The sequence below is a fragment of the Mesorhizobium sp. PAMC28654 genome (assembly GCF_020616515.1).
Lineage (GTDB): Bacteria > Pseudomonadota > Alphaproteobacteria > Rhizobiales > Rhizobiaceae > Mesorhizobium.
The window spans coordinates 6,617,673-6,640,269 of sequence record NZ_CP085135.1 but is presented as its reverse complement, the minus strand read 5'-3'; the positions used below and the strand labels follow the sequence as shown (position 1 = coordinate 6,640,269).

The 22,597-nt window shown below is 62.6% G+C and carries 24 protein-coding genes, 1 other RNA gene and 2 pseudogenes; 9 read left to right on the top strand and 18 right to left on the bottom strand.

Annotated elements, in window-relative coordinates; genetic code table 11:
- Positions 1-44: 44 nt before the first annotated feature.
- Positions 45-932, top strand: a complete 888-nt coding sequence (locus tag LGH82_RS32880; protein WP_227346678.1) for a LysR family transcriptional regulator — start codon at positions 45-47, stop codon at positions 930-932.
- Positions 933-937: 5 nt separating this feature from the next.
- Here the strand turns inward: LGH82_RS32880 and LGH82_RS32875 are convergent, their stop codons facing one another.
- From LGH82_RS32875 to LGH82_RS32865, 3 genes are read right to left on the bottom strand one after another with little or no spacing between them, the layout of a single operon-like run.
- A complete protein-coding gene (locus tag LGH82_RS32875; RefSeq protein ID WP_227346677.1) occupies positions 938-1,462 on the bottom strand; it encodes a GNAT family N-acetyltransferase in 525 nt (174 codons plus the stop codon).
- 56 nt (positions 1,463-1,518) lie between these two features.
- Positions 1,519-1,827 (bottom strand): hypothetical protein, encoded by a 309-nt coding sequence (locus LGH82_RS32870; protein WP_227346676.1) that lies wholly within the window; start codon positions 1,825-1,827, stop codon positions 1,519-1,521.
- Positions 1,828-1,830: 3 nt separating this feature from the next.
- Positions 1,831-2,397 (bottom strand): helix-turn-helix domain-containing protein, encoded by a 567-nt coding sequence (locus LGH82_RS32865; protein WP_227346675.1) that lies wholly within the window; start codon positions 2,395-2,397, stop codon positions 1,831-1,833.
- A 156-nt stretch (positions 2,398-2,553) separates the two neighbouring features.
- Between LGH82_RS32865 and LGH82_RS32860 the strand changes: the two genes are divergently transcribed.
- Positions 2,554-4,383 carry an ATP-binding protein gene (locus LGH82_RS32860; protein ID WP_227346674.1) on the top strand — a complete coding sequence of 610 codons (1,830 nt, stop codon included), beginning with the start codon at positions 2,554-2,556 and terminating at the stop codon, positions 4,381-4,383.
- Positions 4,384-4,611: 228 nt separating this feature from the next.
- Here LGH82_RS32860 and LGH82_RS32855 read toward each other — a convergent pair whose 3' ends face one another.
- Together LGH82_RS32855 and miaA are read right to left on the bottom strand one after the other, a co-directional pair.
- Positions 4,612-5,403 carry a GGDEF domain-containing protein gene (locus LGH82_RS32855; protein WP_227346673.1) on the bottom strand — a complete coding sequence of 264 codons (792 nt, stop codon included), beginning with the start codon at positions 5,401-5,403 and terminating at the stop codon, positions 4,612-4,614.
- Positions 5,404-5,505: 102 nt separating this feature from the next.
- Entirely contained in the window at positions 5,506-6,510 is a 1,005-nt protein-coding gene (gene miaA / locus LGH82_RS32850; RefSeq protein WP_227346672.1) for a tRNA (adenosine(37)-N6)-dimethylallyltransferase MiaA, read from the bottom strand.
- Here miaA and serB point away from each other — a divergent pair.
- A complete protein-coding gene (serB, locus tag LGH82_RS32845; protein ID WP_227346671.1) occupies positions 6,467-7,354 on the top strand; it encodes a phosphoserine phosphatase SerB in 888 nt (295 codons plus the stop codon). The two genes, miaA and serB, sit on opposite strands and share 44 nt — an antisense overlap.
- Complete coding sequence (locus LGH82_RS32840) at positions 7,351-7,923, top strand: GNAT family N-acetyltransferase (protein ID WP_227346670.1); 573 nt, start codon at positions 7,351-7,353, stop codon at positions 7,921-7,923. Before serB ends, LGH82_RS32840 begins: the two co-directional genes overlap by 4 nt.
- Before the next feature lie 48 nt (positions 7,924-7,971).
- Here the strand turns inward: LGH82_RS32840 and LGH82_RS32835 are convergent, their stop codons facing one another.
- The 6 genes from LGH82_RS32835 to LGH82_RS32810 form a co-directional block, all read right to left on the bottom strand.
- Entirely contained in the window at positions 7,972-9,486 is a 1,515-nt protein-coding gene (locus LGH82_RS32835; RefSeq protein WP_227346669.1) for a DegQ family serine endoprotease, read from the bottom strand.
- Between the two features lie 144 nt (positions 9,487-9,630).
- Entirely contained in the window at positions 9,631-9,825 is a 195-nt protein-coding gene (locus LGH82_RS32830; protein WP_227346668.1) for a DUF2065 domain-containing protein, read from the bottom strand.
- Positions 9,826-9,831: 6 nt separating this feature from the next.
- Complete coding sequence (gene hflC / locus LGH82_RS32825; protein ID WP_227346667.1) at positions 9,832-10,821, bottom strand: protease modulator HflC; 990 nt, start codon at positions 10,819-10,821, stop codon at positions 9,832-9,834.
- A complete protein-coding gene (hflK, locus tag LGH82_RS32820; RefSeq protein WP_227346666.1) occupies positions 10,821-11,936 on the bottom strand; it encodes an FtsH protease activity modulator HflK in 1,116 nt (371 codons plus the stop codon). The genes hflC and hflK overlap by 1 nt, the downstream gene beginning before the upstream one ends.
- Positions 11,937-12,104: 168 nt before the next feature.
- Positions 12,105-12,614, bottom strand: coding sequence for a dihydrofolate reductase (locus LGH82_RS32815; RefSeq protein WP_227346665.1), 510 nt, complete (start codon positions 12,612-12,614; stop codon positions 12,105-12,107).
- A complete protein-coding gene (locus tag LGH82_RS32810) occupies positions 12,614-13,624 on the bottom strand; it encodes a DUF4424 domain-containing protein (RefSeq protein WP_227346664.1) in 1,011 nt (336 codons plus the stop codon). Before LGH82_RS32810 ends, LGH82_RS32815 begins: the two co-directional genes overlap by 1 nt.
- A gap of 223 nt (positions 13,625-13,847) precedes the next feature.
- On the opposite strand from LGH82_RS32810, the gene cobF reads away from it, so the two are divergent.
- Positions 13,848-14,609, top strand: a complete 762-nt coding sequence (gene cobF, locus LGH82_RS32805) for a precorrin-6A synthase (deacetylating) (RefSeq protein ID WP_227346663.1) — start codon at positions 13,848-13,850, stop codon at positions 14,607-14,609.
- A 154-nt stretch (positions 14,610-14,763) separates the two neighbouring features.
- Here cobF and LGH82_RS32800 read toward each other — a convergent pair whose 3' ends face one another.
- From LGH82_RS32800 to modA, 4 genes and pseudogenes are all read right to left on the bottom strand, one after another.
- On the bottom strand, positions 14,764-15,105 hold the full coding sequence (locus LGH82_RS32800; protein ID WP_227346662.1) for a winged helix-turn-helix domain-containing protein: 342 nt from the start codon (positions 15,103-15,105) through the stop codon (positions 14,764-14,766).
- A 90-nt stretch (positions 15,106-15,195) separates the two neighbouring features.
- Positions 15,196-16,307, bottom strand: a pseudogene (gene modC / locus LGH82_RS32795) (molybdenum ABC transporter ATP-binding protein).
- Entirely contained in the window at positions 16,304-17,008 is a 705-nt protein-coding gene (gene modB, locus LGH82_RS32790) for a molybdate ABC transporter permease subunit (RefSeq protein ID WP_227346661.1), read from the bottom strand. Before modB ends, modC begins: the two are co-directional and overlap by 4 nt.
- Before the next feature lie 17 nt (positions 17,009-17,025).
- A complete protein-coding gene (gene modA, locus LGH82_RS32785) occupies positions 17,026-17,811 on the bottom strand; it encodes a molybdate ABC transporter substrate-binding protein (protein ID WP_227346660.1) in 786 nt (261 codons plus the stop codon).
- 184 nt (positions 17,812-17,995) lie between these two features.
- Between modA and LGH82_RS32780 the strand changes: the two genes are divergently transcribed.
- Both LGH82_RS32780 and tsaA read left to right on the top strand, forming a co-directional pair.
- Complete coding sequence (locus tag LGH82_RS32780) at positions 17,996-18,205, top strand: TOBE domain-containing protein (RefSeq protein ID WP_195174010.1); 210 nt, start codon at positions 17,996-17,998, stop codon at positions 18,203-18,205.
- A gap of 14 nt (positions 18,206-18,219) precedes the next feature.
- A complete protein-coding gene (tsaA, locus tag LGH82_RS32775) occupies positions 18,220-18,711 on the top strand; it encodes a tRNA (N6-threonylcarbamoyladenosine(37)-N6)-methyltransferase TrmO (protein WP_227346659.1) in 492 nt (163 codons plus the stop codon).
- A 16-nt stretch (positions 18,712-18,727) separates the two neighbouring features.
- Here tsaA and LGH82_RS32770 read toward each other — a convergent pair whose 3' ends face one another.
- Together LGH82_RS32770 and LGH82_RS32765 are read right to left on the bottom strand one after the other, a co-directional pair.
- Entirely contained in the window at positions 18,728-19,522 is a 795-nt protein-coding gene (locus tag LGH82_RS32770; protein WP_227346658.1) for a thymidylate synthase, read from the bottom strand.
- 215 nt (positions 19,523-19,737) lie between these two features.
- A complete protein-coding gene (locus tag LGH82_RS32765) occupies positions 19,738-20,049 on the bottom strand; it encodes a DUF2853 family protein (RefSeq protein ID WP_227346657.1) in 312 nt (103 codons plus the stop codon).
- A 168-nt stretch (positions 20,050-20,217) separates the two neighbouring features.
- Between LGH82_RS32765 and ssrA the strand changes: the two genes are divergently transcribed.
- Together ssrA and LGH82_RS32755 are read left to right on the top strand one after the other, a co-directional pair.
- Positions 20,218-20,576: a transfer-messenger RNA gene (ssrA, locus tag LGH82_RS32760) on the top strand.
- A gap of 114 nt (positions 20,577-20,690) precedes the next feature.
- Positions 20,691-21,242 (top strand): AAA family ATPase, encoded by a 552-nt coding sequence (locus tag LGH82_RS32755; protein ID WP_227346656.1) that lies wholly within the window; start codon positions 20,691-20,693, stop codon positions 21,240-21,242.
- Between the two features lie 56 nt (positions 21,243-21,298).
- Here the strand turns inward: LGH82_RS32755 and LGH82_RS32750 are convergent.
- Positions 21,299-22,506, bottom strand: a pseudogene (locus tag LGH82_RS32750) (multidrug effflux MFS transporter).
- Between the last annotated feature and the right edge of the window lie 91 nt (positions 22,507-22,597).

The window sequence follows — 22,597 nt, the reverse complement described above, 5'->3', positions numbered from 1 at the left end:
ATAACTCAAATTATCATTTTTTGGCCAATGGGGCGATAATTCTAATGGCTTATAGAACCCCTGATGCCTTGCCTCCGCTGGACTGGCTGCGCAGTTTCGAGGCGGCGGCGCGGCTGTCCAACTTCACCGCTGCCGCGGGCGAGCTTGGCCTGACGCAGGCGGCCGTCAGCCAGCACATCCGGTTTCTCGAGGAGCGGTTGAAAACCCGGCTGTTTTCAAGGCTGGCGCGCGGCGTGGTGCTCTCGCCGGAGGGGGCGGCCTATCTGCCGCACATCCAGTCGGCCTTCGCAACCATCGGCAACAGCACCACGGAATTGTTCGAACCTCGCGCCGTCCAGACCGTCACCATCCGGGTGCCGATCTCCTTTGCCTTGCTGGTACTGGTCCCAGCCTTGCCCGATCTCGCGAAGGCGTTGCCCCAGATCCAGCTCGATGTGGTGACGATCCACCGGCCCACCGACTATGACCAGCCGGGCTCGGTGCTCGATATCCGTTTCGGCAACGGCTCCTTTCCCGGGCGAGAAGCCGACAGGCTGACCGTCGAGCGGCTCGTGCCGGTCGCGGCCCCGGCTCTGGCTGACGATGCCGACTGGACCTCCCTGCCCCTGCTTCTGGTCGCCGGCGCGCGTGAAATGTGGGCGGAATGGTTCGCTGCCGCCGGATTGGCGGGACATGCCAGGCGCTCGCATCGCTTCGACAGTTTTGTCGCCGCCATGGAGGCGGCCAGGGCCGGCGCAGGCATCCTGCTGGGCTCCCGGCCCCTGATCGACGCAGCTCTCGCCGGCAAGGCGCTGGTGCCGCTTTCCGACTTCGAACTGTCCAGCAGTTTTGGTCATTTCCTGACCCGGCCTTCGGCGGCGCCACTGTCGCGCGCCGAACAGGATTTTCGTCAGTGGCTTTTGTCGCGTCACCCAAGCGCGGTGAGGACATAGATCAATCAGGCAGGGCCGATGCGCTTCCAGTAGATCAGCGTACCGGTCAACCCACCATGCGGCTTCAGCGCATAGTCGGGGATTTCGCCCGTCAGTGTGAAGCCCAGTTTTTCGTAAAGGCCGGAAGCGCCTTCCTCTGCCGCGGTATCCAGCACCAGCAGCGTGCGCCCCTTCTCGACCGCGAGGCGCTCCGCCGCCCGCATCAGGCTGGTCGCCACGCCCTTGCCCCGTTGGTCGACTGATGTCATCAGCTTGGCGATCTCGGCCCGGTGCGGCTGGTTGGGCGGAAAGTCGAGCAGCAGTGTCACGGTGCCGATCAAGGCGTCACCATCCCACGCGCCCAGCACCACTCTTTCGTCTCTCGCCGCGGCCTGGAGGGACTTTTCCCAGAAGGCTTCGGCGGCCTCCCGCGCCAGCGGATGCATGAAGCTGACCGACCCGCCCGCGGCAACCGTCTCGATCAGAATGTCGACCAGCAGGTCTCGCGCTCGCCCCGCGCCGGCCAGTGCCTTGATTTCGATCGACCCCATGCACGATGTCCCTTGGTTGAAATGGTTGTCGCGATCATGCGCCCGGCTCACAGCCGTCAGTCCAGGCGGCTGACCCGCCTTCGCTTTCGTGCCGCCTTGATCGCGGCGATGCGATCGGTGTCCTTCGGCTGCAGATGCAGCCCGCGTTCCAGGATCTCGAGCGTGTATTCCTCATAGGTCAGACCCAGTCGTTCGGCCTTTTCCATCCGCAGCAGCATGACCTCGTGGCTCGGCGCTTTCCACGCCTTGGCGTGCGCGGCTTGCCAGGCAAGGAAGATGTACGGGTCTCCCTTGCCCCATGGCGGCCCCTTATAGTCGTCGAGCGGTGGCCCACCATTGTGGGAGCGCTTCGGGCTTCGTGCCATCCCCTAGCCCCTGACCAGCGCGACCAGACAATCGGCGGTGTCCGGCCCGGGGGCATGGAAGCTGCAATCCGACGGCGCGCCGAGCGCCAGACAATCGCCGGGCTGGAGCCTGTGCACGATATCGCCTTCGGTGAATTCGAGCCGTCCGGACATCAGCCATATCTGTTGCTTGATGAAGGCATAGGACGCTGCGGGGAAATTGACCTTGGCTCCCGCCGGCAGTTGGACCCTGATCAGTTCGAGCGGCATGTCCGAGGCCGGCGAAAGATGGCGCCGGACATAGCCGGTGGCGGGGTCGCGCCATATCGGCTGATCGCCATCGCGAAGCAGTCCGCCACCCTGAAGTTCCGCCCGCGCGATCAGCGTGGACAACGTCATGCCGAAAGCCGACGCGATGCGCACTAGAAGTGCTGCCGTCGGACTCGTCTTGCCCCGTTCGATGGTGCTGAGCATGGCTTTCGACACGCCGGACCGTTCGGCGAGCCCGGCCAATGACCAGTCACGCATGCTTCTTTCGGCATGTATTCTCCTGCCGATGGTCGTGGAAAGATCGTTCGCTATATCATCCATAAATCCGATATAGCGAATTCTTCTCGCCGAGAAAAGAGAGGTTCGATTGAATTGTCGGGAATGCCTTAAGACCTCCTACACCATCCAGCCTCACCCCACCTTAACCCCGTTCCTTTAGGGTCGATCCGCTTGGGGAAATGGGGAAACAGCCTGTCCATGTTTGTTGAACGCGAAGCCGCCATTGGAGAGCCGACATCGCAAGAGCGCCGCGACGCGGAGCAGAACGACAAGCGGGTTCTCGGCAATGTCGTGCAGTGCGACGGCGCGCGCGCCACGATCAGCGCCTATGCCGACGACATTGAAGGCGTGATCACCGGCCTGTGGACGGTCGGCAAGATGATTTCCATCAATCTGGGCACGGCACGAACCGTCGGCCTGGTCTATGAGATCGGCAAGTCGGATCGCGCCTGGAGCAGCGAGGGTCAGAACCCGATCGAGGTCAAGATCGAGCTGATTGGCGAAGTCCGTGACGGCGCCGAGCCGGGCGCCAAGCCGGTCTTCGACCGTGGCATCACCACCTATCCGCATATCGGCGCCATTGCCCACCGCATCCGTAGCCGGGACCTGCAGGCGGTCTACGATCTCGCGGGGCGCCATTCGATCACCATCGGCACACTGTCGCAGGACGAGGCGATCGACGCCAACATCGCCATCGACGATACGCTGGCCCGGCATTTCGCGGTCGTCGGCACCACCGGCGTCGGCAAATCGACCGCCGTCTCGCTTCTTCTACGCAAGTCGATCGCTGCCCGCCCGGACCTGCGCATCCTCATCCTCGATCCGCACAACGAGTTCGCGGCGTCGCTGCCCGAATATTGCGTCAGGGTCGATTCAACGACCCTTGACCTGCCATTCTGGATGTTCAAGCTCGAGGAATTCGCCGAAGTGCTGTTTCGCGGGCGCGAGACGGTGCCGGAGGAAGTCGATGTGCTGCGCGACCTCATTCCCGCCGCCAAGAACCTCTACCGCAATCCGAATTCGGGCTCCTATGTGCGGCGCGGCAGCGATGCTCTGACAGCGGACACGCCTGTGCCTTACCGCATGGTCGATCTCATCAAGCAGATCGACGAGCGCATGGGTCTGCTCGAAAGCAAGAACGACCGCCCGACGCTCAAATCACTGAAGACACGCATCGAATCGGCCGCCGCCGATCCACGCTACCGCTTCATGTTCAACTCGCGCCTGATCGAAGACACGATCCACGAGACGATCGGCAACATCTTCCGCGTGCCGCACCATGGCCGCCCGGTGACCTGCTTCGAGATGGCCGGCATGCCTTCGGAAGTCGTCAACTCCGTCTGCTCGGTATTGGCGCGCCTGGCCTTCGACCTGGCTCTGTGGAGCGAGGGCAAGCTTCGCCTGCTGCTGCTATGCGAGGAAGCGCACCGCTACATGCCGGCCGATCCCCGGCTAGGCTTCGCGCCGACAAGACACGCGCTGTCGCGGATCGCCAAGGAAGGCCGAAAATATGGCTGCTATCTCGGCGTCGTCACCCAGCGTCCGGGCGAACTTGATCCGACCATCCTGTCGCAATGCTCGACCTTCTTCGCCATGCGGCTCGCCAACGAACAGGACCAGGCCATCATCCGCTCGGCAATCGCCGATTCCTCGGCCTCGACGCTCGCCTTCCTCTCATCCATGGGCCAGCGCGAGGCCATCGCCTTCGGCGAAGGCGTGGCGACGACGATGCGGCTGAAATTCGAAAAACTGGCGGACGAGTTGATTCCGGGCACCGCCAAGCGCGAGCAGGCCGTGCCATCCGAAATCGGCGACGACGTCGATCTCGCGGCGATCGTCGATCGCCTGCGCAACGTGCCAAGGCCGCAGCAGGCAATGGCCTTCGCCCAGGTCGTGGATTCAGGCCGGCAAGCCGGCGATCCCGAATACCGCAAGCCTCCCGTCCCGCGCATCCAGCCGGACGACGATTTCGACATGCGCTACGGCCTCAAGCCCGCGACCTTCGGCCTGCGCCCGCAGAACGATTGAGCCTGCGCATTACCTCGATCTACCGGCAGTTCTGAAAACCCACGCCGAAACGTCCAAGGGCCCTGCTTCGCTGGCCAGCTTGGGTAAATCCCGAAAGGGAATTCATCAGGCCGAGTTGAATGACGTGGCTGTCGAGAAGCCGGAGCGGAGCGGACATTTAGTCCGTGAGCACCGGAAGTCGAGAAAGTCGCGTCAGGCGACCGGCCTCATGAATTCTTCTTCGGGATTTCAGGCGCAGACGCGATTGCGGCCTTGCCTCTTCGCCTCATAGAGCTGGCGGTCGGCGCGGCGGTAGAACTCTTCGGCTGTTTCCTTGCGATCCCAGACGGCCAGCCCGACGCTGGTGGTGATCTTGAGGCGCACATTGCCGGAGAGCACCGACATGTTGGCGATCGCCTTGCGGATGCGCTCGGCGAACTTGGCCAGGAGTTCCGCATCCGTATTGGGCGTGACCACGGCGAATTCCTCGCCACCCAGCCGCGCCACTACGTCATGATAGCGCGTCATGTCCTTGAGGCAGTTGGCGACGGCCCGAAGCACCTCGTCGCCGACATCGTGGCCATGGGTGTCGTTGACCTGCTTGAAATGGTCGAGATCGAGGATCATCAATCCGACGGGCTTCTCGATGCGGCGGAACTCTTCCAGATATTCCTTCAGAGCATCGTCGAAATAGCGCCGGTTCTGCATCCCGGTCAGGCTGTCGGTGAGTGCCGCATGCTCCAGTGTTTCCGAGCGCGCGCTGAGCGAAACCGTCATGGCACGCAGCTTGCCCTCTTCCGTCGCCTGTTTGCGGATCAGCGGATAGATGAAGAAAACGCCGAAGAACAAGGCTGTCGCCAGGAGCACGCCGGTCGCGAACAGCAGCTTGTTGAGGTAGATGATCTGATCGATTCCAGAGGATGTGCGGATCTCGGCGGCAAGCGATTGCAGAAGGCCATAGGCATGCAGCGTCACCAAGCCCGCGGCCAGGATCACGAAGATAAAGACGAAAAATGCGGATTCCGCCTTGTGGAAACGCATCTGCTCCCCGTTTCAAAAACACCCGCCGACCTTATCGCATGCGCGACCTTACGGAGGGTTAATTTGGACAACCCAAACGAGAATCTTTCCTTCCGCGTCAACTTAGCAGGTTGTATCCGAACCGGACTGTCGGATCATGGTTTCCGTTTCATCACCGGGGCCTGATCTCAGCCATTTCGGCCCCAATTGATTCCTGAACCATGTCGCTTGCCGCTTGGCATATTGCCGAGTGGCGATCTTAGCGCGCTCGATCGCCTCGGGAAAACCCATGTTTCCGGCCATCGCGGCCTGCAGTTCACGAACACCGATCGCCTTCATCGCGGGCAAGTCAGCATCGAGACCAAGGGCTGTGAGGCGACTAACTTCTTCCAGGGCGCCCTTGTCCAGCATCTGGTCGAACCGGACTTCTATCCGCGCCACGAGGGCCGGCCGATCCGGCTCGATCACGATGAAGTGCGCACCATTCCTGTCGATCAGCGGTTGGCCGCGCGCCGCCTGCCACTCGAGGATCGAACGGCCCGAGGCGTCCAGCACCTCCAGCGCCCGCACGATGCGTTGACTGTCGGTCGGCTTCAGAATCATGGCGACTTTGGAGTCCTCGCGCATCAGGATCTGGTGCAGCTTGACCGCGCCTTGTTCCTTCAACTCGTAGCGCCAGCGGTCGCGGATCCGCTGCGGAATATCCGGCATTTCCGAAATGCCCTCGGCAAGCGCCCGGAAATAGAGCCCGGTGCCGCCGACGAAGATTACCGGTCGTCCTGAAAACACGCCGTCGTCGATCAGCTTCATCACGTCGCGCAGCCAGGCGCCGGTGGAATAGGCGGTGGATGGGTGAACGTGCCCGTACAGATAATGCGGGGCACGGGCGAGATCGGCGGCACTCGGCCGCGCCGTCAGCACATCGAGCACCGAATAGCCTTGCATGGAATCGGTGTTGACGATGACGCCGCCCTTGCGCTCGGCCAGATCGAGCGCAAGCGCCGACTTGCCGCTGGCGGTCGGCCCGGCTATCAGGATCGCGTTCTTCACGCGGCCTTGGCCCGCCTTTCCGCCGGAATTTTCAATGCCGCTTGTCGCCACGCTCGTGTCCCGTCCCGCCGACCACATCCTTTTGCCGTCGCTTGCGAATATGGCCTCAAGGTCGGTTGGCGCAAGCGCTGTTCATTGGCTGGCTGAAGGGATCGCCTGCGATTTGGCCTTGCCCGAGGCGGCAGACGCCGCCGAGGCGGCGGCCAGCCTGCGCGCCGCGCTGGCCTCCGAGCCGGTCGATGTGATCGTTCAGCCGGTCGAGGGAAGACGCAAGAGCATCCTCATCGCCGACATGGATTCGACCATGATCGACCAGGAGTGCATCGACGAGCTCGCCGACGAAATCGGCGTCAAGGATCATGTCGCCGCCATCACCGCCAGATCGATGAACGGCGAGATCGCCTTCGAACCGGCCCTGCGCGAGCGCGTGGCGCTGTTGAAGGGTCTCGACGCCGCCGTGGTCGATCGCATCATCGCCCAGCGCCTGACGCTCGCTTCCGGCGGCCGTGCGCTTGTCCAGACGATGCGGGCCAATGGTGCCTGGGCGGCACTGGTCTCCGGTGGCTTCGAGGTCTTCACCACACGCATCGCGGCCATGCTCGGCTTCCAGGAGAACCGCGCCAATCGCCTGATCGAGCAGGACGGCCACTTCACCGGCTTCGTCACCGAACCGATCCTGGGCCGCGCCGCCAAGGCAGATGCGCTTATGGAAATTTCGGCCCGCCTCGGCCTGGCGCCCGCCGATGCCATCGCGGTCGGCGACGGCGCCAACGACCTCGACATGATCCGCCTCGCCGGCACTGGCGTCGCGCTTCATGCGAAGCCAGCGGTAGCAGCGCAGGCAAAGGTGCGCATCGACCATGGCGACCTGACCGCCCTGCTCTACCTCCAGGGTTATCGACGCGAAGATTTTGTCGAATGAAGCCCATCCGCACCGAACGCCTGATCCTGCGCAACTGGGAAGACCGCGACCGCGAACTCTTCCACCGGATCAATTCCGACGAACGCGTGATGGAATTCTTTCCGTTCCGGCGCAACCGCGCGCAGGCCGATGCCAAGATGGACGAACTGCATGCCGCCATCGAGCGTGACGGCCAAGGCTTCGCCGCGGCCGAGATAGCGGCCACTGGCGAATGCATCGGCTTTGTCGGCCTCACCGGAACCGATCATCTGCCGTTCCTGCCGGCCGGCACCGTCGAGATCGGCTGGCGGCTGGCGCCCGAATTCTGGGGCAAGGGCTATGTCTCGGAGGCAGCGGAAGCCTGGCTCGCCTATGGCTTCGAAACGCTCGGCCTCGACGAAATCGTGTCCTTTGCCGTCGAGGACAACCGCCGCTCCACCGCCGTCATGGAGCGGATCGGCATGATCACGGATCCGTCCGCCGATTTCGACCATCCGGACATTCCCGACAGCCATCCCGCGCTCAAGCGGCATGTTTTCTACAGGCTCTCCCGCACCGACTGGAACACAAGAAAAAGGGCGGCTCGCTAGCCGCCCTTTTTCTTTTCAGGGATCAGAGTGTTGCCGGATTTTCCGGACTCAATCCATTCTTATGGTCACGAATCGCAGCTCGCCGGTCTTCGACGCCAGCATCAGCAACGCATTCTTGCGGCCCTGCTCCTTCAACGCGCCGATCCGGTCCATGACGTCCTTGGGCGTGGCAACCGATTCCTGCGCGATCTCGGTGATCACCTCGCCGGGCTGGATGCCACGTTCAGCGGCTGCCGAATTCTTGGCGACGTCGGTGATGACGACGCCGGAAACGTCGGCGGCAATGCTGAACTTCTTGCGCGTGTCGTCATTGAGCTCGCCGACTGTCATACCAAGCACGGCGGCCGTCGAAACTGGCGGAGCCTTGTCAGCCTTGCCCTGATCGGTGCCGTTGTCTTCGGCGCTAGCTGCTTTCTCGCCGTCCTCGAGCCTGCCGAGCGTCACTTTCACGGTCTGCTCGACGCCCTTGCGCACGATGATCACGTCGACCGCCTTGCCGACCGGGCTTTCCGCCACGACGCGCGGCAGGTCGCGCATCTCGTGGATATCCGTACCGTCAAACTTGATGATGACGTCGCCTGCCTGAACGGTTCCGTTGTCGACAGGTCCGCCCTTGATGACGCCGGCGACGAGCGCGCCCTTGGCCGTCGCCATGCCCAGGCTTTCGGCGATGTCGGCGGTCACGGGCTGGATACGCACGCCGAGCCAGCCGCGCCGCGTCTCGCCGAACTGGCGAAGCTGGTCGACGACGCCGGACGCGAGTTGCGCGGGAATCGAGAAACCGATGCCGATCGAACCGCCGGAAGGCGAAATGATCGCCGTGTTGATGCCGATGACTTCGCCCGCGCTGTTGAACAGCGGTCCACCCGAATTGCCTCGGTTGATCGCGGCATCGGTCTGGATGAAGTCGTCATAGGGACCCGAATTGATGTCGCGGTTGCGGGCCGAGACGATGCCCACCGTCACCGTGCCGCCGAGGCCGAACGGATTGCCGATCGCCATCACCCAGTCGCCAACACGCATCTTGGTGGAGTCGCCAAATTTCACGGAGGTCAGCTTGTGCCCCTTCGGATCGACCTTCAGCACGGCGACATCGGTCTTGGGGTCGGTTCCGACAAGCGTCGCCTTCAGCGTGATGCCATCGGAGAAGTTGACTTCGATATCGTCGGCGTCGGCGATCACGTGGTTGTTGGTCACCACGATGCCCTGGTCCGCGTCGACGACGAAGCCGGAACCCAGCGACTGCACTTTCTGCGCGCCGCTGTCCTTGTCGCCACCACGGTTCTTGAAGAAGTCGTCGAAGAAATCCTGGAAGGGCGAGCCCTCCGGAAGCTGCGGCATCGGAACCGCGCCCGGACCTTCCGTGCCCTTGACTGTCTGCGAGGTCGATATGTTGACCACCGCGCCGAGCAGCTTGTCGGCGAGGTCGGCGACCGAGGGCGGCCCGTCATTGGCGAACACAGGCGTGACAAAGGACGGAACGGCAACCACGCCGACGAGCAGTGCCGCGGCGCCCGCGATGAACGTCCGTCGTGCCGCGCGCAAAAGGGTGTTGGATGTCATCGAGAAGCCTCCCGGTATTTTCTGAAAAGAAAAGCGCTTCGACGAAACCGCCGCATCGCGTCATGTTGGCAAGAAATACGGCACGTTTGCGGCTATGGCTAGAAGCAGGATAGAAATCCTGCGTATTCCCAAGCCGCGAACCGATCAGCCTACCCCGCCCCGCACCAGCCAGACGATGCCGACACCGATGGCGATCGCCGCCAGCCCGGCGATCCGCAATACATTCTCCGGCATCGACAGGACCTCGCCCGCCAGTTTCTTGGCGAGGACAGGAAAGCCGCCATAGACCAGCCCCTCGACAACGAGGACCAGGCCAATGGCGGCGAAGAAATCCTGCACCGGCCTTTACTGGCCGGTTGCAGGTTGAGCGGCAGGTGCCGTCGCCGGAGCGGCGCTTGCCGCCGGAACGGTAGCCGCGGGTGCGGGCTGCGGCCCCAAAGGCTTCGCCCCCGCTTCCTTGCCGTCGGGATCGCGGAAGAACCGGAAGAACTCCGAACTCGGCGACAGGACCATCGTCGTTCCAGTGCCGTCCAACGCGGTACCATAGGCATTCATCGAGCGGTAGAAGTCGAAGAATGCAGGATCGCGCTTGTAGGCATCGGCGAAGGTGGCACTGCGCTGAGCTTCGCCCTCACCGCGCAGGATCTCGGACTCTTTCTGCGCCTCGGCAACGATCTCGACCACTTCACGATCAGCGCGTGCCGTGATGCGCTGTGCCGCTTCGTTGCCGCGTGCCCTCAGCCGCGCGGCCTCCGCCAGGCGTTCCGCCTTCATGCGGTCGTAGGTCTGCTGTGAAACCTCGGCCGTAAGATCGGTCCTGCGGATACGGACATCCTCGATCTGCAGGCCGAGCGACGTGGCGTCGGGCCTGAGCTGATCGCGGACTTCGCGCATCATCACGGCGCGTTCTTCGGAGAGCGCGGCCTCGAAATCGCGCAGACCGTAAACGCGGCGCAAGGCAGCGTCGAGACGCGTCCTGAGGCGCGCTTCGGCCAATTCGATCTGACCTGACACGGCGGCACGGAAGACGCGCGGATCCGAGATGCGATAGGCGATGAAGGCATCGACCTCGTAGAACTTGCCGCCCGACACCTGGACGCGGATGTTGTCGAGGTCGAAGCGCAGCACCCGGTTCTCGATCAGTTGCACCGTATCGGCGTCGAAGAACGAGAACGGCGCCTTGAAGTAGATGCCGGGGTCGCTCTTGACGTCGACGATCTCACCGAACCGGAGCACGAGCGCCTGCTGGCGCGCATTCACCACGAAAACCGATGAATAGATGAGAAACAGGATGACCGCCAGGATGACGACGATGATGGGAAGACGGTTGGCCATTACTGGTTACCTCCCGTGGTTGCACCAAGGGGGGTGGGCGTAGGCGCCTTCTGCTGCAGTGCCGGCAGTGGCAGATAGGGAACAACACCCTGCCCGTTGCCTTGCTCGACAATGACCTTATTGGAGTCCTTCAGGACCTTCTCCATCGTTTCGAGATACAGGCGCTTGCGCGTCACGTCGGGCGCCTTGGCATATTCGTCGTAGACCGAGATGAAGCGCTGCGCCTCACCTTCGGCTTCCTGCACGACCCGGTTCTTGTAGGCGGCCGCGTCTTCGCGGACCTGTGCCGCCTCGCCGCGTGCCTGGCCGAGCTTCTGGTTGGAATACTGATTGGCCTGCTCGACGAACTTGTCCTCGTCCTGCTCGGCGCGCTGCACCTCGTCAAACGCATCGGCCACCTCGCGTGGCGGTGCTGCATCCTCGATCGAGACGGCGTTGACGTTGAGACCGGCCTTGTAGCCGTCCAGCGTCGTCTGGATGATCTCACGCACCGAGGCCGCTATGCCCTGGCGGTCATCACGGAAGATGTCCTGCGCCGGCCGGCGGCCGACCGCTTCGCGCATGGCGCTTTCGGCGACCTGCCGCAGCATGCCGTCGGGATCGGAAACGTCGAACAGGTAAGCCCGCGGATCGGAGACCTGATAGGCCACCGAAAACTGCACGTTGACGATGTTCTGGTCGCCCGAAAGCATCAGGCCGTTGCCGCTGGTGTTGCCACCGCCAATATCGACCAGCTGCTCGGAAATCTTGGCCGTCTCGACAGTTTCAAGCGGCCACCAATGGAAATGCAGGCCCGGCTGCGACAGTTCCGGCTTCGGCTTGCCGAAACGCAGTTCGACCGCGACCTCGTCGGGCTGCACCGTATAGACGGCCTTGAATGCCCACAGCGCGACGAGCGCCAGCGCGATCAACCCGAACACAGCTGGGCTCGCGCCACCGCCGCCCGGCAGCGCGCGCCGCAGCCTGTCCTGGCCGCGCCGGATGATGTCTTCGAGATCGGGGGGCGAGCCCTGCGGACCTGTCGGTCCTTTTGGTCCCTGCCCCCAGGGTCCGCCATTATTTCCGCCGCCGCCCCACGGGCCGCCGCCTCCGCCACTCTTGTCGTTCCAGGGCATGAATGTCCTTTCGCTTGGAATTCCCTCATGCGCCGGCGTTACGGCGCACAATCCAGTGTTGTCCTTCTATAGGGACGCCACGACGTGCTTTCAACGCGATGCCCTGTCGACAGCATCTCTTTTGGATAATCGCGACCCTTTGTCGTCCCTCAATACCGTTTTTGTCTTTCAAAGTATCTCGCGGCGGCGCTCGTAAACCGTATAGCGCGTCGCGTGACTGTCCTTTTCGCCGGCTGGTATGTCTTCCGCCTGGACAATGCGCCACAGCTTGGGGTCGATAGGCGGAAAATGCGCGTCGCCGTCGACATCAGCCAGGACGTGGGTGACGTGCAGACGGTCAGCCAGCGGCAGCGCCTGCGCATAGATCTGGCCGCCGCCAATGATGCAGACCTCGGCGGCTCCAGCAGCGCGCGCTTTCGCCAGCCGGATGGCATCATCCAGCGAATGCACGACTTCGATACCCTCGGCGCGCCAGTCCTTGTCGCGGGTGACCACGATGTTCAGCCTGCCCGGCAGCGGCCGGCCGATGCCCTCATAGGTCTTGCGGCCCATGACGATGGGCTTGCCCATCGTATCGGCCTTGAAGCGCTTGAGGTCGGTGGAAAGCCGCCAGGGCAAACCACCGTCACGCCCGATCACGTCGTTTTCGGCGATGGCGACATAAACAGCGACATCCATCAGTTGGCGCTCCCGCCATTGCTGTCGGTCGGGTTCAGGATGAGGATATTGATGTCGTGCTCGGGATAGAAATCATTGGCCGTCATCTCGAAGGTCGTTGGCCCGACCTTCCTGACATTATCGCCGCAAAACGAGACGAGGTTTTTCGCATTGCCCTTGTCGACGGTCAGCTTGAACTTGCCGATGGTGCCCGTCGCCCAGTTGCCGCCGGTGGTCAGGATATAGGCGATGCGGCTTTCGTAATACGGATAGCCGTTGGTATCATCCTTGGCCGCCTTGCGGATGGCGTTCTCGAACGTGCCGTCCATGCAGTAACGAACCTTGTAAGCGGCATACGGGTCCTGGAACTTGCCATCGGAAAAGAAGGTGACCGTTGATGAACTGCCGACGCTGGGCTTGTAGCGGTGCGAGACACGGACGTCCGCATTGGCGGGAAAGTTCGAGCGCCACCAATAGGTCGAGCGTAGCTGCCACCATGGCGCATAGGACGGTGTGGCGTTTTGGTCGCCTTCCGGATCCTCGATGATGATGCCGCGGTTGACCCAGTCGTCGGCCACCGACTTTGGTAGCTTCGCCAGTGCCGCCTTGGCGGTATCGCCGAACGGGTAGAACGGCACGTTCTGCGCCTTCAGTTCGGCGCTGATGTCGATGCCCAGCGCGAACGCCTTCTGCTCAAGCTGCGGCTTCACCGCCGCGCCGTCGATCGTCACCTCGAAGCCGAGGAAATTGTCACTGGGGTCGTTGGGGATGGCCGGCATTTCCTCGGGATTGCCCTCGATGTCCGGCATCGGAAAAGCGACGATCGCGTCAACGTCCTTGTCCGTATTGTTGTGGAAGACATAGTCGACCGTCACCTTGTCCGGCGAGATGTAAAGGTCCTCGCTTTGCATCGCCACCGCGTCGCTGCGCGACAGGATCAGACCACCAGTGCCGAGCTCGGCGGTCGAATCATTTGCCAATGCGGGCGCCGCGCAGAGCATCAATCCTGCAGCCAAGACAGTTCGCAACATCACAGCTACCCTCCGAAAATCACTGCATGTCACCCCAGAGCATTCCCCGAGCCTGACCCGAAGCGCGCGGCGGGTTTTTGGGGAACGACACGCATAAATCAGTATTGGCGCGACCCTACTTGTTTCAGCCCCGCGTTCAAAGCCCCTGCATGCCGGCGCAACTGCTTGCGCACACACAATGGCGGTCTGGACAGGCACGCCTCGATCGGGCAGGAGTTCGGCCATGCGCAAGGTTCTCGTCATCGGCATCGGCGCCGGCAATCCGGAGCACATGACCGTGCAGGCCATATCAGGCCTGAACCGGGCCGACGTGCTGTTCATTCCCGACAAGGGCGCAGGGAAGACCGAGCTGGCCGAACTGCGCCGCCAGATCTGCGATCGTTTCGTCACCAATCCGAAATCACGCAGGGTCGAATTCGATGTGCCGGTGCGCGCCGAGCCGACATCCTCTTACCGCTCGACCGTCGATGACTGGCATGAGGCGATCGCCGCCATTTACGAGGCGCTGATCCGCGACGAACTGCCGGAAGATGGCTGCGGCGCTTTCCTGATCTGGGGCGACCCCTCGCTCTACGACAGCGCGCTGCGCATCCTGGAGCGCGTGAGCCTGAGGGCCAATGTCGATTTCGAGCTGGACGTCATGCCCGGCATCACCGCCGTCCAGGCGCTCGCCGCCAGCCACAAGATGGCGCTGAACCGCATCGGCGATTCCTTCCTTGTCACCACCGGCCGCCGCCTCACCGAGGAAGGCATGCCGGACAATGCCGGCAGCGCCGTCATCATGCTGGACGGCAAATGCGCCTTCAACACGCTGGCCGACAAGGACCTCATCATCCACTGGGGCGCCTATCTCGGCACACCCGACGAAATCATCATCTCCGGCCGCCTCGGCGACGTCGGCGCGGAGATCGAAAGAGTCCGTGAAGAAGCCCGCCGCGGCAAGGGCTGGATCATGGACACCTACCTGCTGCGCAAGCCTGAATAGGAAGGCAGTAGGGGAATAAGGCAGTAGGGCAGTAGGTGAAGGTACCGGAAGACAGCAGACGGATGCCGCTTACTTCTTACTTCTTACTTCTTACTTCTTACTTCTTACTTCTTACTTCTTACTTCTTACTTCCTACTTCCTACTTCCTACTGCCCTATCCCGCATCAATCTCGGCCTGCAGCGCCTCCATATGCGTGGCGGCCGCCGCCGCCGCCGCGCGCTCGATGGCACGAAAACGGCTGACCACGGCCAGCCCCACCGATGTCAGTTGCGCGCCGCCGCCCTTGCGGCCCCCGGTCTGCGCGGCCACGAGCGGCTTGCCGAACACCCGGTTCATGTCCTCAACCAGGTCCCACGCGTGCTTGTAGGACATCTCCATGCCGCGCGCGGCGGCCGAGATCGAGCCGAAGGAAGCGATCTGCTCCAGAAGCTCGATCTTACCCGGCCCGATGCGCCCATCTGGATCGAGATTTATCCGCAAGCTCAGCGATGGCATTTCGGGTCCTCCGCAGTCACGACCACACCCATAGTAGAAGCTCTCCAACGAAACCGCTATTCCAAATTAACATAGCGATGACCATTCGCGTCATGCATCCGCATCGGCGGGCAGGCCGGCACCGGTGTTCGCGCGATCGAAACTCACGGTCTTGATCACCGCAAAAACCCGTCGGCCAAGCTGAAGCCCCAGCGCATGCCGTGATTGCTCGGTGATCCGGGCAATCACCGTCGCGCCGTTGCAGTCGATGCCCACTTCGACAGCGGGCCCCTCGCCCGGCTTTATCGTCATGATCGTGCCCGGCAAAATGTTGAGCGCGCTGAGACCTTCCGGGCGCTCGGTGGCGATCATCACGTCGCGGGCGCGAATGCGGATGCGCACCGGCGCTCCAACCGCGATTGCCAGCCGTGGCACGCGGATCTCGCCAACCGGCGAACCGAGCACCGTCATGCCGAACGCCTCGTCATGGCTGATCACCTTGGTGTCTAGCACTGCCCCGCCTTCCGCACGTTCTTCAGCCGGCAAAAGGTCGAGCCGCTCCATGATGGCACCGGTCGGGCCGAAAGCGGCGACCTTGCCCTGCGCCAGCACCACCACATTGCTCGACAGACGGGCGACCTCCGCGACCGAATGGCTGACATAGACGATCGGGATTTTCATCTCGTCGCGCAGCCGTTCGATATAGGGCAGGATTTCGGCCTTGCGCGCTTCGTCGAGCGATGCCAGCGGCTCATCCATGAGCAGAAGTTTTGGGCTGGCAAGCAACGCCCGACCGATCGCCACCCGCTGTTTTCGCCGCCGGAAAGCTTTGCCGGCCGCCGTTCCAACAACGCGCCCATGCCGAGCAGCTCAACCACCGCGCTCATGTCGGCGTAGCGTTGCGCCGCCGGCGTGAACCAGCGGCCATAGCGCAGATTGCTGGCCACGCTCATATGCGGAAACAGCCGCGCATCCTGGAACACCATGCCGATCCGCCGCTTGTGCTTCGGCACGAATATGCCGGCATCCGTGTCGACCAGCACGCGGCCGTCGACCTCGATGCGCCCCTTGTCGGGCCGGATCAGCCCGGCGATCGTATTGATCAGCGTTGTCTTGCCTGAGCCAGAGGAGCCGAACAGCGCGGTCAACCGCCCAGCGCTCTCGAAGCGGACGTCGAGCTCAAAACTCTCGAGCTGATGGCGGATGTTGACGAGGACCGTCATTCGATGTCCATCCGCCGCCCGACGCGCCGCGCCAGCACTTCCGAGGCGACAAGCGCCGCCAGCGAGATGATGATGGAAATCAGCGTCAGCCTGAGCGCGCCTTCGTCGCCGCCTGGCACCTGCGTGAACGTATAGATCGCCGAAGGCAGCGTCTGTGTCTCGTTCGGGATGTTGGAGACGAAGGTGATCGTCGCGCCGAACTCACCCATGGCCTTGGCAAAGGACAGGATGGCGCCGGCGATCAAGCCGGGCAGTATCAGCGGCAGCGTAATCGTGCCGAACACCCAAAGCGGGTTGGCGCCGAGCGTCCCGGCAGCCGCTTCCATCTTGCGGTCAACCGCCTCGATCGACAGCCGGATTGCCCGCACCATCAAGGGAAAGCCCATGACACCGCAGGCCAATGCCGCGCCCGTCCAGCGGAAGGAAAAGACAATGCCGAAATGCTCGGCCAGGAAGGCTCCGGCCGGGCCGCGTCTGCCGAAAGTCAGCAACAGCAGATAACCGGTCACCACCGGTGGCAGGATCAGCGGCAGGTGGACCAGCCCGTTGAGCAGCGTCTTGCCCCAGAATTGCCCGCGCGCCAGCAGCAGCGCGATCAGTATGCCCGGCGGCAGGCTGGCGACCATGGCCACGGTCGCCACCTTGATGGACAGCCGGACCGCATTCCATTCGTCGGGAGTGAGGTCCAGCAGCCAGTTCATGCGTCAGAACGCATCCTTTACTTGGTCAGGACGGTGAAGCCCTGCTCCTTGAAGAGCTTGGCCGCCTTGGAAGACTGCAGGCACTTCAGGAATGCCGGCGTATGCTTGTCCTTCGAATCCGCGATCTGGGCAACCGGGTAGATGATCGGCGGGTGCGAATCTTCGGGGAAGGTACCGACCACCTTGACGCCCTTTTCCGCATGCGCGTCCGTGGCATATACGATGCCGAGCGCGGCTTCGCCGGTCGAGACCAGCTTGAGCGCCGCGCGGACGTTCTCTGCCTGCGCCACCTTGCCTTCGACCGAGGACCAGACGCCCAGCGATTCCAGCGCCGCCTTGCCGTACTTGCCGGCCGGCACCGCCTTGAAATCGCCCATGGCGAGCTTGCCGTCGCCAACCAGCTTGGCCAGATCGAAACCCTTCTCGATCTTGGTTTCAACCTTCGAATCCTTCGGCGCCACCAGCACGATCTCGTTGCCAAGCAGCTTCACTTCGGTGTCCGGCTTCGTCAGCTTCTTGTCGGACAGATACTTCATCCAGTCGAGGTCGGCGGAGATGAACACATCGGCCGGCGCGCCGCCCTCGATCTGCTTGGCCAGCGCCGAGCTTGCCGCGTAGGAAATGGTCGCCGCCTCGCCGACATCCGCCTCGCACGACTTGTTGACGGCATCGAGCGCGTCCTTGAGGCTGGCCGCGGCAAACACCACGACCTTGTCTTCCGCGTGTGCGGGCATCGTGGCCATCAGCATTGCCGCAAAACCACCAATGGCAATCGCCTTCATTTCAAAACCCCTGCGCGTCATGAAACTCTCCCTGAGTTGAAATCCGTTCGGCTATGAGCCTGCCGACCGATATATCCGCATGAACATAACAACGTAAAGGGCCACCGCCGGCCGAAGCCGCTTCATCTCGCCGTAACCTTGCACGTGGCGCGATCGGATGGTTCTGCTAAGACTGGCGCGGAACAAAACACTGAAAGGAAACGCCATGAAAATCAGCGCCCGCAATATCCTGAAGGGAACGATCGTCGAGATCGTCAAGGGAGCGACGACCTCGCATGTCCGCATCGATATTGGCGGCGGCGCCGTCGTCACCGCCTCGATCACCAACGAAGCCGTCGCCGATCTCAAGCTGGAAAAAGGCAAGCAAGCCTATGCCGTGGTCAAGGCGTCGGACGTCATGGTCGGCATCGACTGAAGCCGCTGCCTCGAATGGTTCGTGAGAACGAGATCAGGCCAAGCGAGGTGGCGGTTGACCCGCCGCCGGCGACCGACGCCGGCCTGGTGTTCATCGGCGTCATCCGCACGCCCTGGGCCTCGCGGCTGCTCACGCCGCGCCAAGGCCGTGCGGATGGCCCGGTCTGCCGGATCGAGATCTTCGATCCGTGGCGAGAAGCGCTGCAAGGTATCGAGGCATTCGAGCGCCTCGAGGTTCTCTACTGGCTGCATCTGTCGCGTCGCGATCTCGTCAAGCAGAGCCCAGCCAGCGATGGCACGTCGCGCGGCACCTTTGCGCTACGCTCCCCCGTCCGGCCCAATCCGATCGGCACATCGATCGCGACACTTGCCGGCGTTGAAGGCTCGACATTGCTGGTGCGAGGCATGGATTGCGTCGACGGAACGCCCCTCCTCGACCTGAAGCCGGACCGGACGCTGTTCAAGCCGATCGCGCCGCCACAGGCTGGCGATTACGAGGTCGGCTGACAACGCCGAGCCCGGCTCAGACCGCGATGGGCGCCTTGATGCTCGCGTCGGCAACGTAGTTTTCCAGCCGGAAATCCTCGAAGCGGAACGCAAAGAGGTCTTTCACCTCCGGATTGATCCACATTGTCGGCAGCGCCCTGGGCGTGCGCCGCAATTGCTCGCGCGCCTGCTCGAAATGGTTCGAGTAGAGATGCGCATCGCCAAGCGTATGGACGAAATCGCCGGGCTTTAGTCCGGTCACCTGTGCAACCATCAATGTCAGAAGCGCATACGAGGCGATGTTGAAGGGAACGCCGAGAAAAATATCGGCGGAGCGCTGATAAAGCTGGCAGGAAAGCCGACCCTCGGAGACATAGAACTGGAACAGGCAGTGGCAGGGCGGCAGCGCCATGGCCTCCACCTCGGCCGGGTTCCAGGCTGAAACAATCAGCCGCCGCGATTGAGGATTCCTGCGTATCTCCTTCAGAAGGCCAGCAATCTGGTCGATAGAGCCGCCATGGCCGTCCGGCCAGGAGCGCCATTGCTTGCCATAGACAGGGCCAAGGTCGCCATTCTCGTCTGCCCATTCGTCCCAGATGGAGACGCCGTGATCATTGAGATATTTGACATTGGTGTCGCCGGCCAGGAACCACAGGAGTTCATGGATGATCGACTTCAGATGAAGCTTCTTGGTGGTGGTGACCGGAAAGCCATTCGCAAGATCGAAGCGCATCTGGTAACCGAACACCGAACGCGTTCCGGTGCCGGTGCGATCGCCACGATCAGCACCGTTTTCCAGCACATGTTTCAGAAGGTCGAGATACTGGCGCATCGGTTCCGGCTCGATTCGATTGTGCAGGCATTATAGCTGCCGGACCGGCGCCCGAACACACCAAAACGGAGCAACCGCCGAGTTGCGGGCAGCTACTTTCTCCCCGTCACTATACGGGGAGAAATGCCCGGCAGGGCAATGAGGGGCAGCGCCGACGTTCGATGAAGTGCAAATTCAACCTGAAGCGATTGTTCTTCTACGCCAGCGCGCGATCTTCACAGCGAGCCGAGCTTGCCCAGATGCTTCGCAACCAGATAGTAGAACGTCACCCGGTGCTTGCTGTGGTCGGCGTGCATCGTCTGGCAGACCTTTTGGATCGCGGCATCGGCCTTCTTGTCATCAGTGATGCCGAGCTTCTTCGAAACCCAGCCCGCCTTGACACGATCGAGTTCCTTCGGGTCCGTGCAGGATACCAGCGAGGAATCGCGATTGCGCAGCGCAATGCCCAGGTGCTTCACGATCTTCTCGACCACATCGGCGTTCGCCGCGGCGTCGTATTTCTTCACGTCTGCGAGATAATCGGCCATCAAACTTCCCCTCGTCGGCGCCACGGATCCGATCGATGAGGGCTGTGGCGCGCTGCCGCAACTTGTGCGCTAGGTCGGTAACTCCTCACCGTGGCAAAGCTTCGGTTGAGAGCGCTTTCAAGTCAACCCTTTGCGTTGCAATTTGAAACGGGGACAAAGCGCGATTGCGGCCTTTCATTTTCCACGACCGGCCCCTATATTCGTTTTGTCGGCTTGACCGACTATGGCGATAAATGGGCGATGAAATAAGCCGTTCGGACCCGGGGGCGGTACCCGGCGCCTCCACCAAAAACCGCTCTGGTGAAAGAGCGGCTTTTGCTGGGGGCGAAATAGGATCGACGAAGGTGTAAAGATCGTACTTTTGCCCGGCATGGTACCACCGTCATCGGGCTAAACTTGTAGTTGCAAACGACAACTATGCGGAAGCACGTCTCGCCGCGTAAGCGGTGCGATAGCTTCAATTCAAGTCCTAGGGGTTCGCACTTCTAGGCGGGGTTCGGAGGTACCTGGCAACAGAAACCTCCACTTCTCCCCCTCCTTCAACATGCGTCACGCAACTGTAGCTCCCGCTGGCAGAATTCGTACGACCAGTCGGCCGCGAAACCGTGGAGCCGCGTGTCTCCTTGCTCCATGGACAAAAAATGCAAAACGATTCCGATCGATTCCTTGTGCTGACCGGCGGCCCGGGTTCGGGCAAGACCACATTGATCGAAGCCTTGCGGTCAGCCGGCTTCGCCACTTCCGTGGAGGCGGGGCGCGGCATCATTCGCGACCAGTCGGCGATAGGCGGTCCTGCCCTGCCCTGGCATGACCGGGCACTCTTCGCCGAACTGATGCTGTCGTGGGAACTGCGCTCGTATCAAGAAGCCATCGAACAGAACGGGCCCGTCTTCTTCGACCGAGGCGTACCGGACACGCTCGGCTATCTCAGGCTGAGCGGCCTGCCGGTACCCGGGCACGTCAGCGCCGCGGCAGACCGCTTCCGCTACAACCCGCGCGTCTTCATTGCCCCGCCCTGGCCGGACATCTTCGCGCAGGATGAAGAACGCAAGCAGACGCTCGACGAGGCCGAGCGCACCTATCATGCGCTGGTCGGCGTCTACACGGAACTGGGCTATGAACTGGTTCCGCTGCCCCTGGCGCCGATCGAGAAACGCCTGGAATTCGTGCTGACCGAAACTGGTTTCGTCTGATCGAACCTGAAAAAGGCCGGGATCGACCCGGCCTTTCATGGCTTGCTGGTGACTGCTTACTCCGCCGGCGCTTCGACGGCTTCGCGCCCACGGCCGAGCGTCACCTTGGCCAGCGTGAAGGAGATCACCGCGCACAGCGCGATGCCAGCCACCATGGGCAACGGCGTGCCATCGAAGAACACACCGGCAACACCCATGGCGAGCGCGCCAATGGCGAAATGCAGCGTGCCCATCAGCGCAGAGGCCGTGCCGGCGATCTCGCCATGCTCTTCCATGGCCAGCACCGAGGTGGTCGGAATGACAAGGCCGAGGAAGCCGTAGCCGACGAACAGCAGCGCCGCCATCACGTCGAGCCGGTCGATGCCGGTGGCCATGACCGCGAACAGCACCACCATCGTCGTTGCGTAGCCGGTGACCGCGACACGCACGACGCGCCGCAGTCCGAACCGCTCCGCCAACAGCCCCGTCATCTGCGACATGCCGATGAAGGCGACTGCGTTGATCGAAAAGAACACGCTGTAGACCGAAGGCGACAGCCCGTAATGATCGATCAGGATGAAGGACGAGCTCGACAGATAGACGAAGAAGCTCGCAATGCCGAAGCCGGCGATCGCGGTCAGGCCAAGGAAATTACGATCGCCCATCAGGAAGCGGTAGCCAGCAAGCGCGGTGCCGAAAGAGGAGCCGGCACACGATCTTCCACCGGCCGCGTTTCCTTGAGCGAGGTCGCCAGCAGGATGGTGGCGAGTGCCGCCGCAGCCGTCACCGTCCAGAACACGGCGCGCCAGCCGAAATTCTCGATGATCACGCTTCCGGTCAGCGGCGCCAGGATCGGCGACACCGCAAACACCAGCATCAACAAGGACATCAGCTTGGCGGCCTCGGTGCCGGTGTGCAGGTCGCGCACGATGGCGCGCGGCACCGCCATGCCGGCGCTGGCGCCCAGGCCTTGCAGGAAACGGAAGGCGATCAGCCATTCGATGGTCGGCGCCATCGCCGAACCGACGCCGCCGATCATGAACAGCACCAAGCCGCCATAAAGCGGCAGCTTGCGGCCGACCATGTCGGAGATCGGCCCGACGACGATCTGGCCGAAACCCATGGAAAGGAAGAAGATCAGCAGGCTCATCTGCACGGCGGCGGTACCGGCGTGCAAATCCGCGCCGATCGACGGCAGTGCGGGCAGATACATGTCGATGGCGAACGGCCCTATGGCGGACAACAAGCCGAGCACGACCGCGATGCGGAGGAATTTGGGACTCATGATAGTGGCTTCTTTCGAATGTGGTTGCCGCCGCCAGGCGACGTCTAACCCTAGGACGTTCCATCCCATGAGGTTCCGACACTTCTCCGGA

Excerpts from the sequence above, each read along its gene's own strand:
- cobF (WP_227346663.1), top strand. The coding sequence starts at position 13,848 with ATGCGCAAGGTTCTCGTCATCGGCATCGGCGCCGGCAATCCGGAGCAC.
- tsaA (WP_227346659.1), top strand. The coding sequence starts at position 18,220 with ATGGTTCGTGAGAACGAGATCAGGCCAAGCGAGGTGGCGGTTGACCCG.
- modB (WP_227346661.1), bottom strand. The coding sequence starts at position 17,008 with ATGAACTGGCTGCTGGACCTCACTCCCGACGAATGGAATGCGGTCCGG.
- LGH82_RS32875 (WP_227346677.1), bottom strand. The coding sequence starts at position 1,462 with ATGGGGTCGATCGAAATCAAGGCACTGGCCGGCGCGGGGCGAGCGCGA.
- modA (WP_227346660.1), bottom strand. The coding sequence starts at position 17,811 with ATGACGCGCAGGGGTTTTGAAATGAAGGCGATTGCCATTGGTGGTTTT.
- LGH82_RS32870 (WP_227346676.1), bottom strand. The coding sequence starts at position 1,827 with ATGGCACGAAGCCCGAAGCGCTCCCACAATGGTGGGCCACCGCTCGAC.
- LGH82_RS32815 (WP_227346665.1), bottom strand. The coding sequence starts at position 12,614 with ATGGATGTCGCTGTTTATGTCGCCATCGCCGAAAACGACGTGATCGGG.
- LGH82_RS32855 (WP_227346673.1), bottom strand. The coding sequence starts at position 5,403 with ATGCGTTTCCACAAGGCGGAATCCGCATTTTTCGTCTTTATCTTCGTG.
- LGH82_RS32755 (WP_227346656.1), top strand. The coding sequence starts at position 20,691 with ATGCAAAACGATTCCGATCGATTCCTTGTGCTGACCGGCGGCCCGGGT.
- hflC (WP_227346667.1), bottom strand. The coding sequence starts at position 10,821 with ATGGCCAACCGTCTTCCCATCATCGTCGTCATCCTGGCGGTCATCCTG.
- miaA (WP_227346672.1), bottom strand. The coding sequence starts at position 6,510 with ATGTGGTCGGCGGGACGGGACACGAGCGTGGCGACAAGCGGCATTGAA.
- LGH82_RS32880 (WP_227346678.1), top strand. The coding sequence starts at position 45 with ATGGCTTATAGAACCCCTGATGCCTTGCCTCCGCTGGACTGGCTGCGC.
- LGH82_RS32865 (WP_227346675.1), bottom strand. The coding sequence starts at position 2,397 with ATGGATGATATAGCGAACGATCTTTCCACGACCATCGGCAGGAGAATA.
- hflK (WP_227346666.1), bottom strand. The coding sequence starts at position 11,936 with ATGCCCTGGAACGACAAGAGTGGCGGAGGCGGCGGCCCGTGGGGCGGC.
- LGH82_RS32840 (WP_227346670.1), top strand. The coding sequence starts at position 7,351 with ATGAAGCCCATCCGCACCGAACGCCTGATCCTGCGCAACTGGGAAGAC.
- LGH82_RS32810 (WP_227346664.1), bottom strand. The coding sequence starts at position 13,624 with ATGTTGCGAACTGTCTTGGCTGCAGGATTGATGCTCTGCGCGGCGCCC.
- LGH82_RS32835 (WP_227346669.1), bottom strand. The coding sequence starts at position 9,486 with ATGACATCCAACACCCTTTTGCGCGCGGCACGACGGACGTTCATCGCG.
- serB (WP_227346671.1), top strand. The coding sequence starts at position 6,467 with ATGCCGCTTGTCGCCACGCTCGTGTCCCGTCCCGCCGACCACATCCTT.
- LGH82_RS32800 (WP_227346662.1), bottom strand. The coding sequence starts at position 15,105 with ATGCCATCGCTGAGCTTGCGGATAAATCTCGATCCAGATGGGCGCATC.
- LGH82_RS32770 (WP_227346658.1), bottom strand. The coding sequence starts at position 19,522 with ATGCGCCAGTATCTCGACCTTCTGAAACATGTGCTGGAAAACGGTGCT.
- LGH82_RS32780 (WP_195174010.1), top strand. The coding sequence starts at position 17,996 with ATGAAAATCAGCGCCCGCAATATCCTGAAGGGAACGATCGTCGAGATC.
- LGH82_RS32860 (WP_227346674.1), top strand. The coding sequence starts at position 2,554 with ATGTTTGTTGAACGCGAAGCCGCCATTGGAGAGCCGACATCGCAAGAG.
- LGH82_RS32765 (WP_227346657.1), bottom strand. The coding sequence starts at position 20,049 with ATGGCCGATTATCTCGCAGACGTGAAGAAATACGACGCCGCGGCGAAC.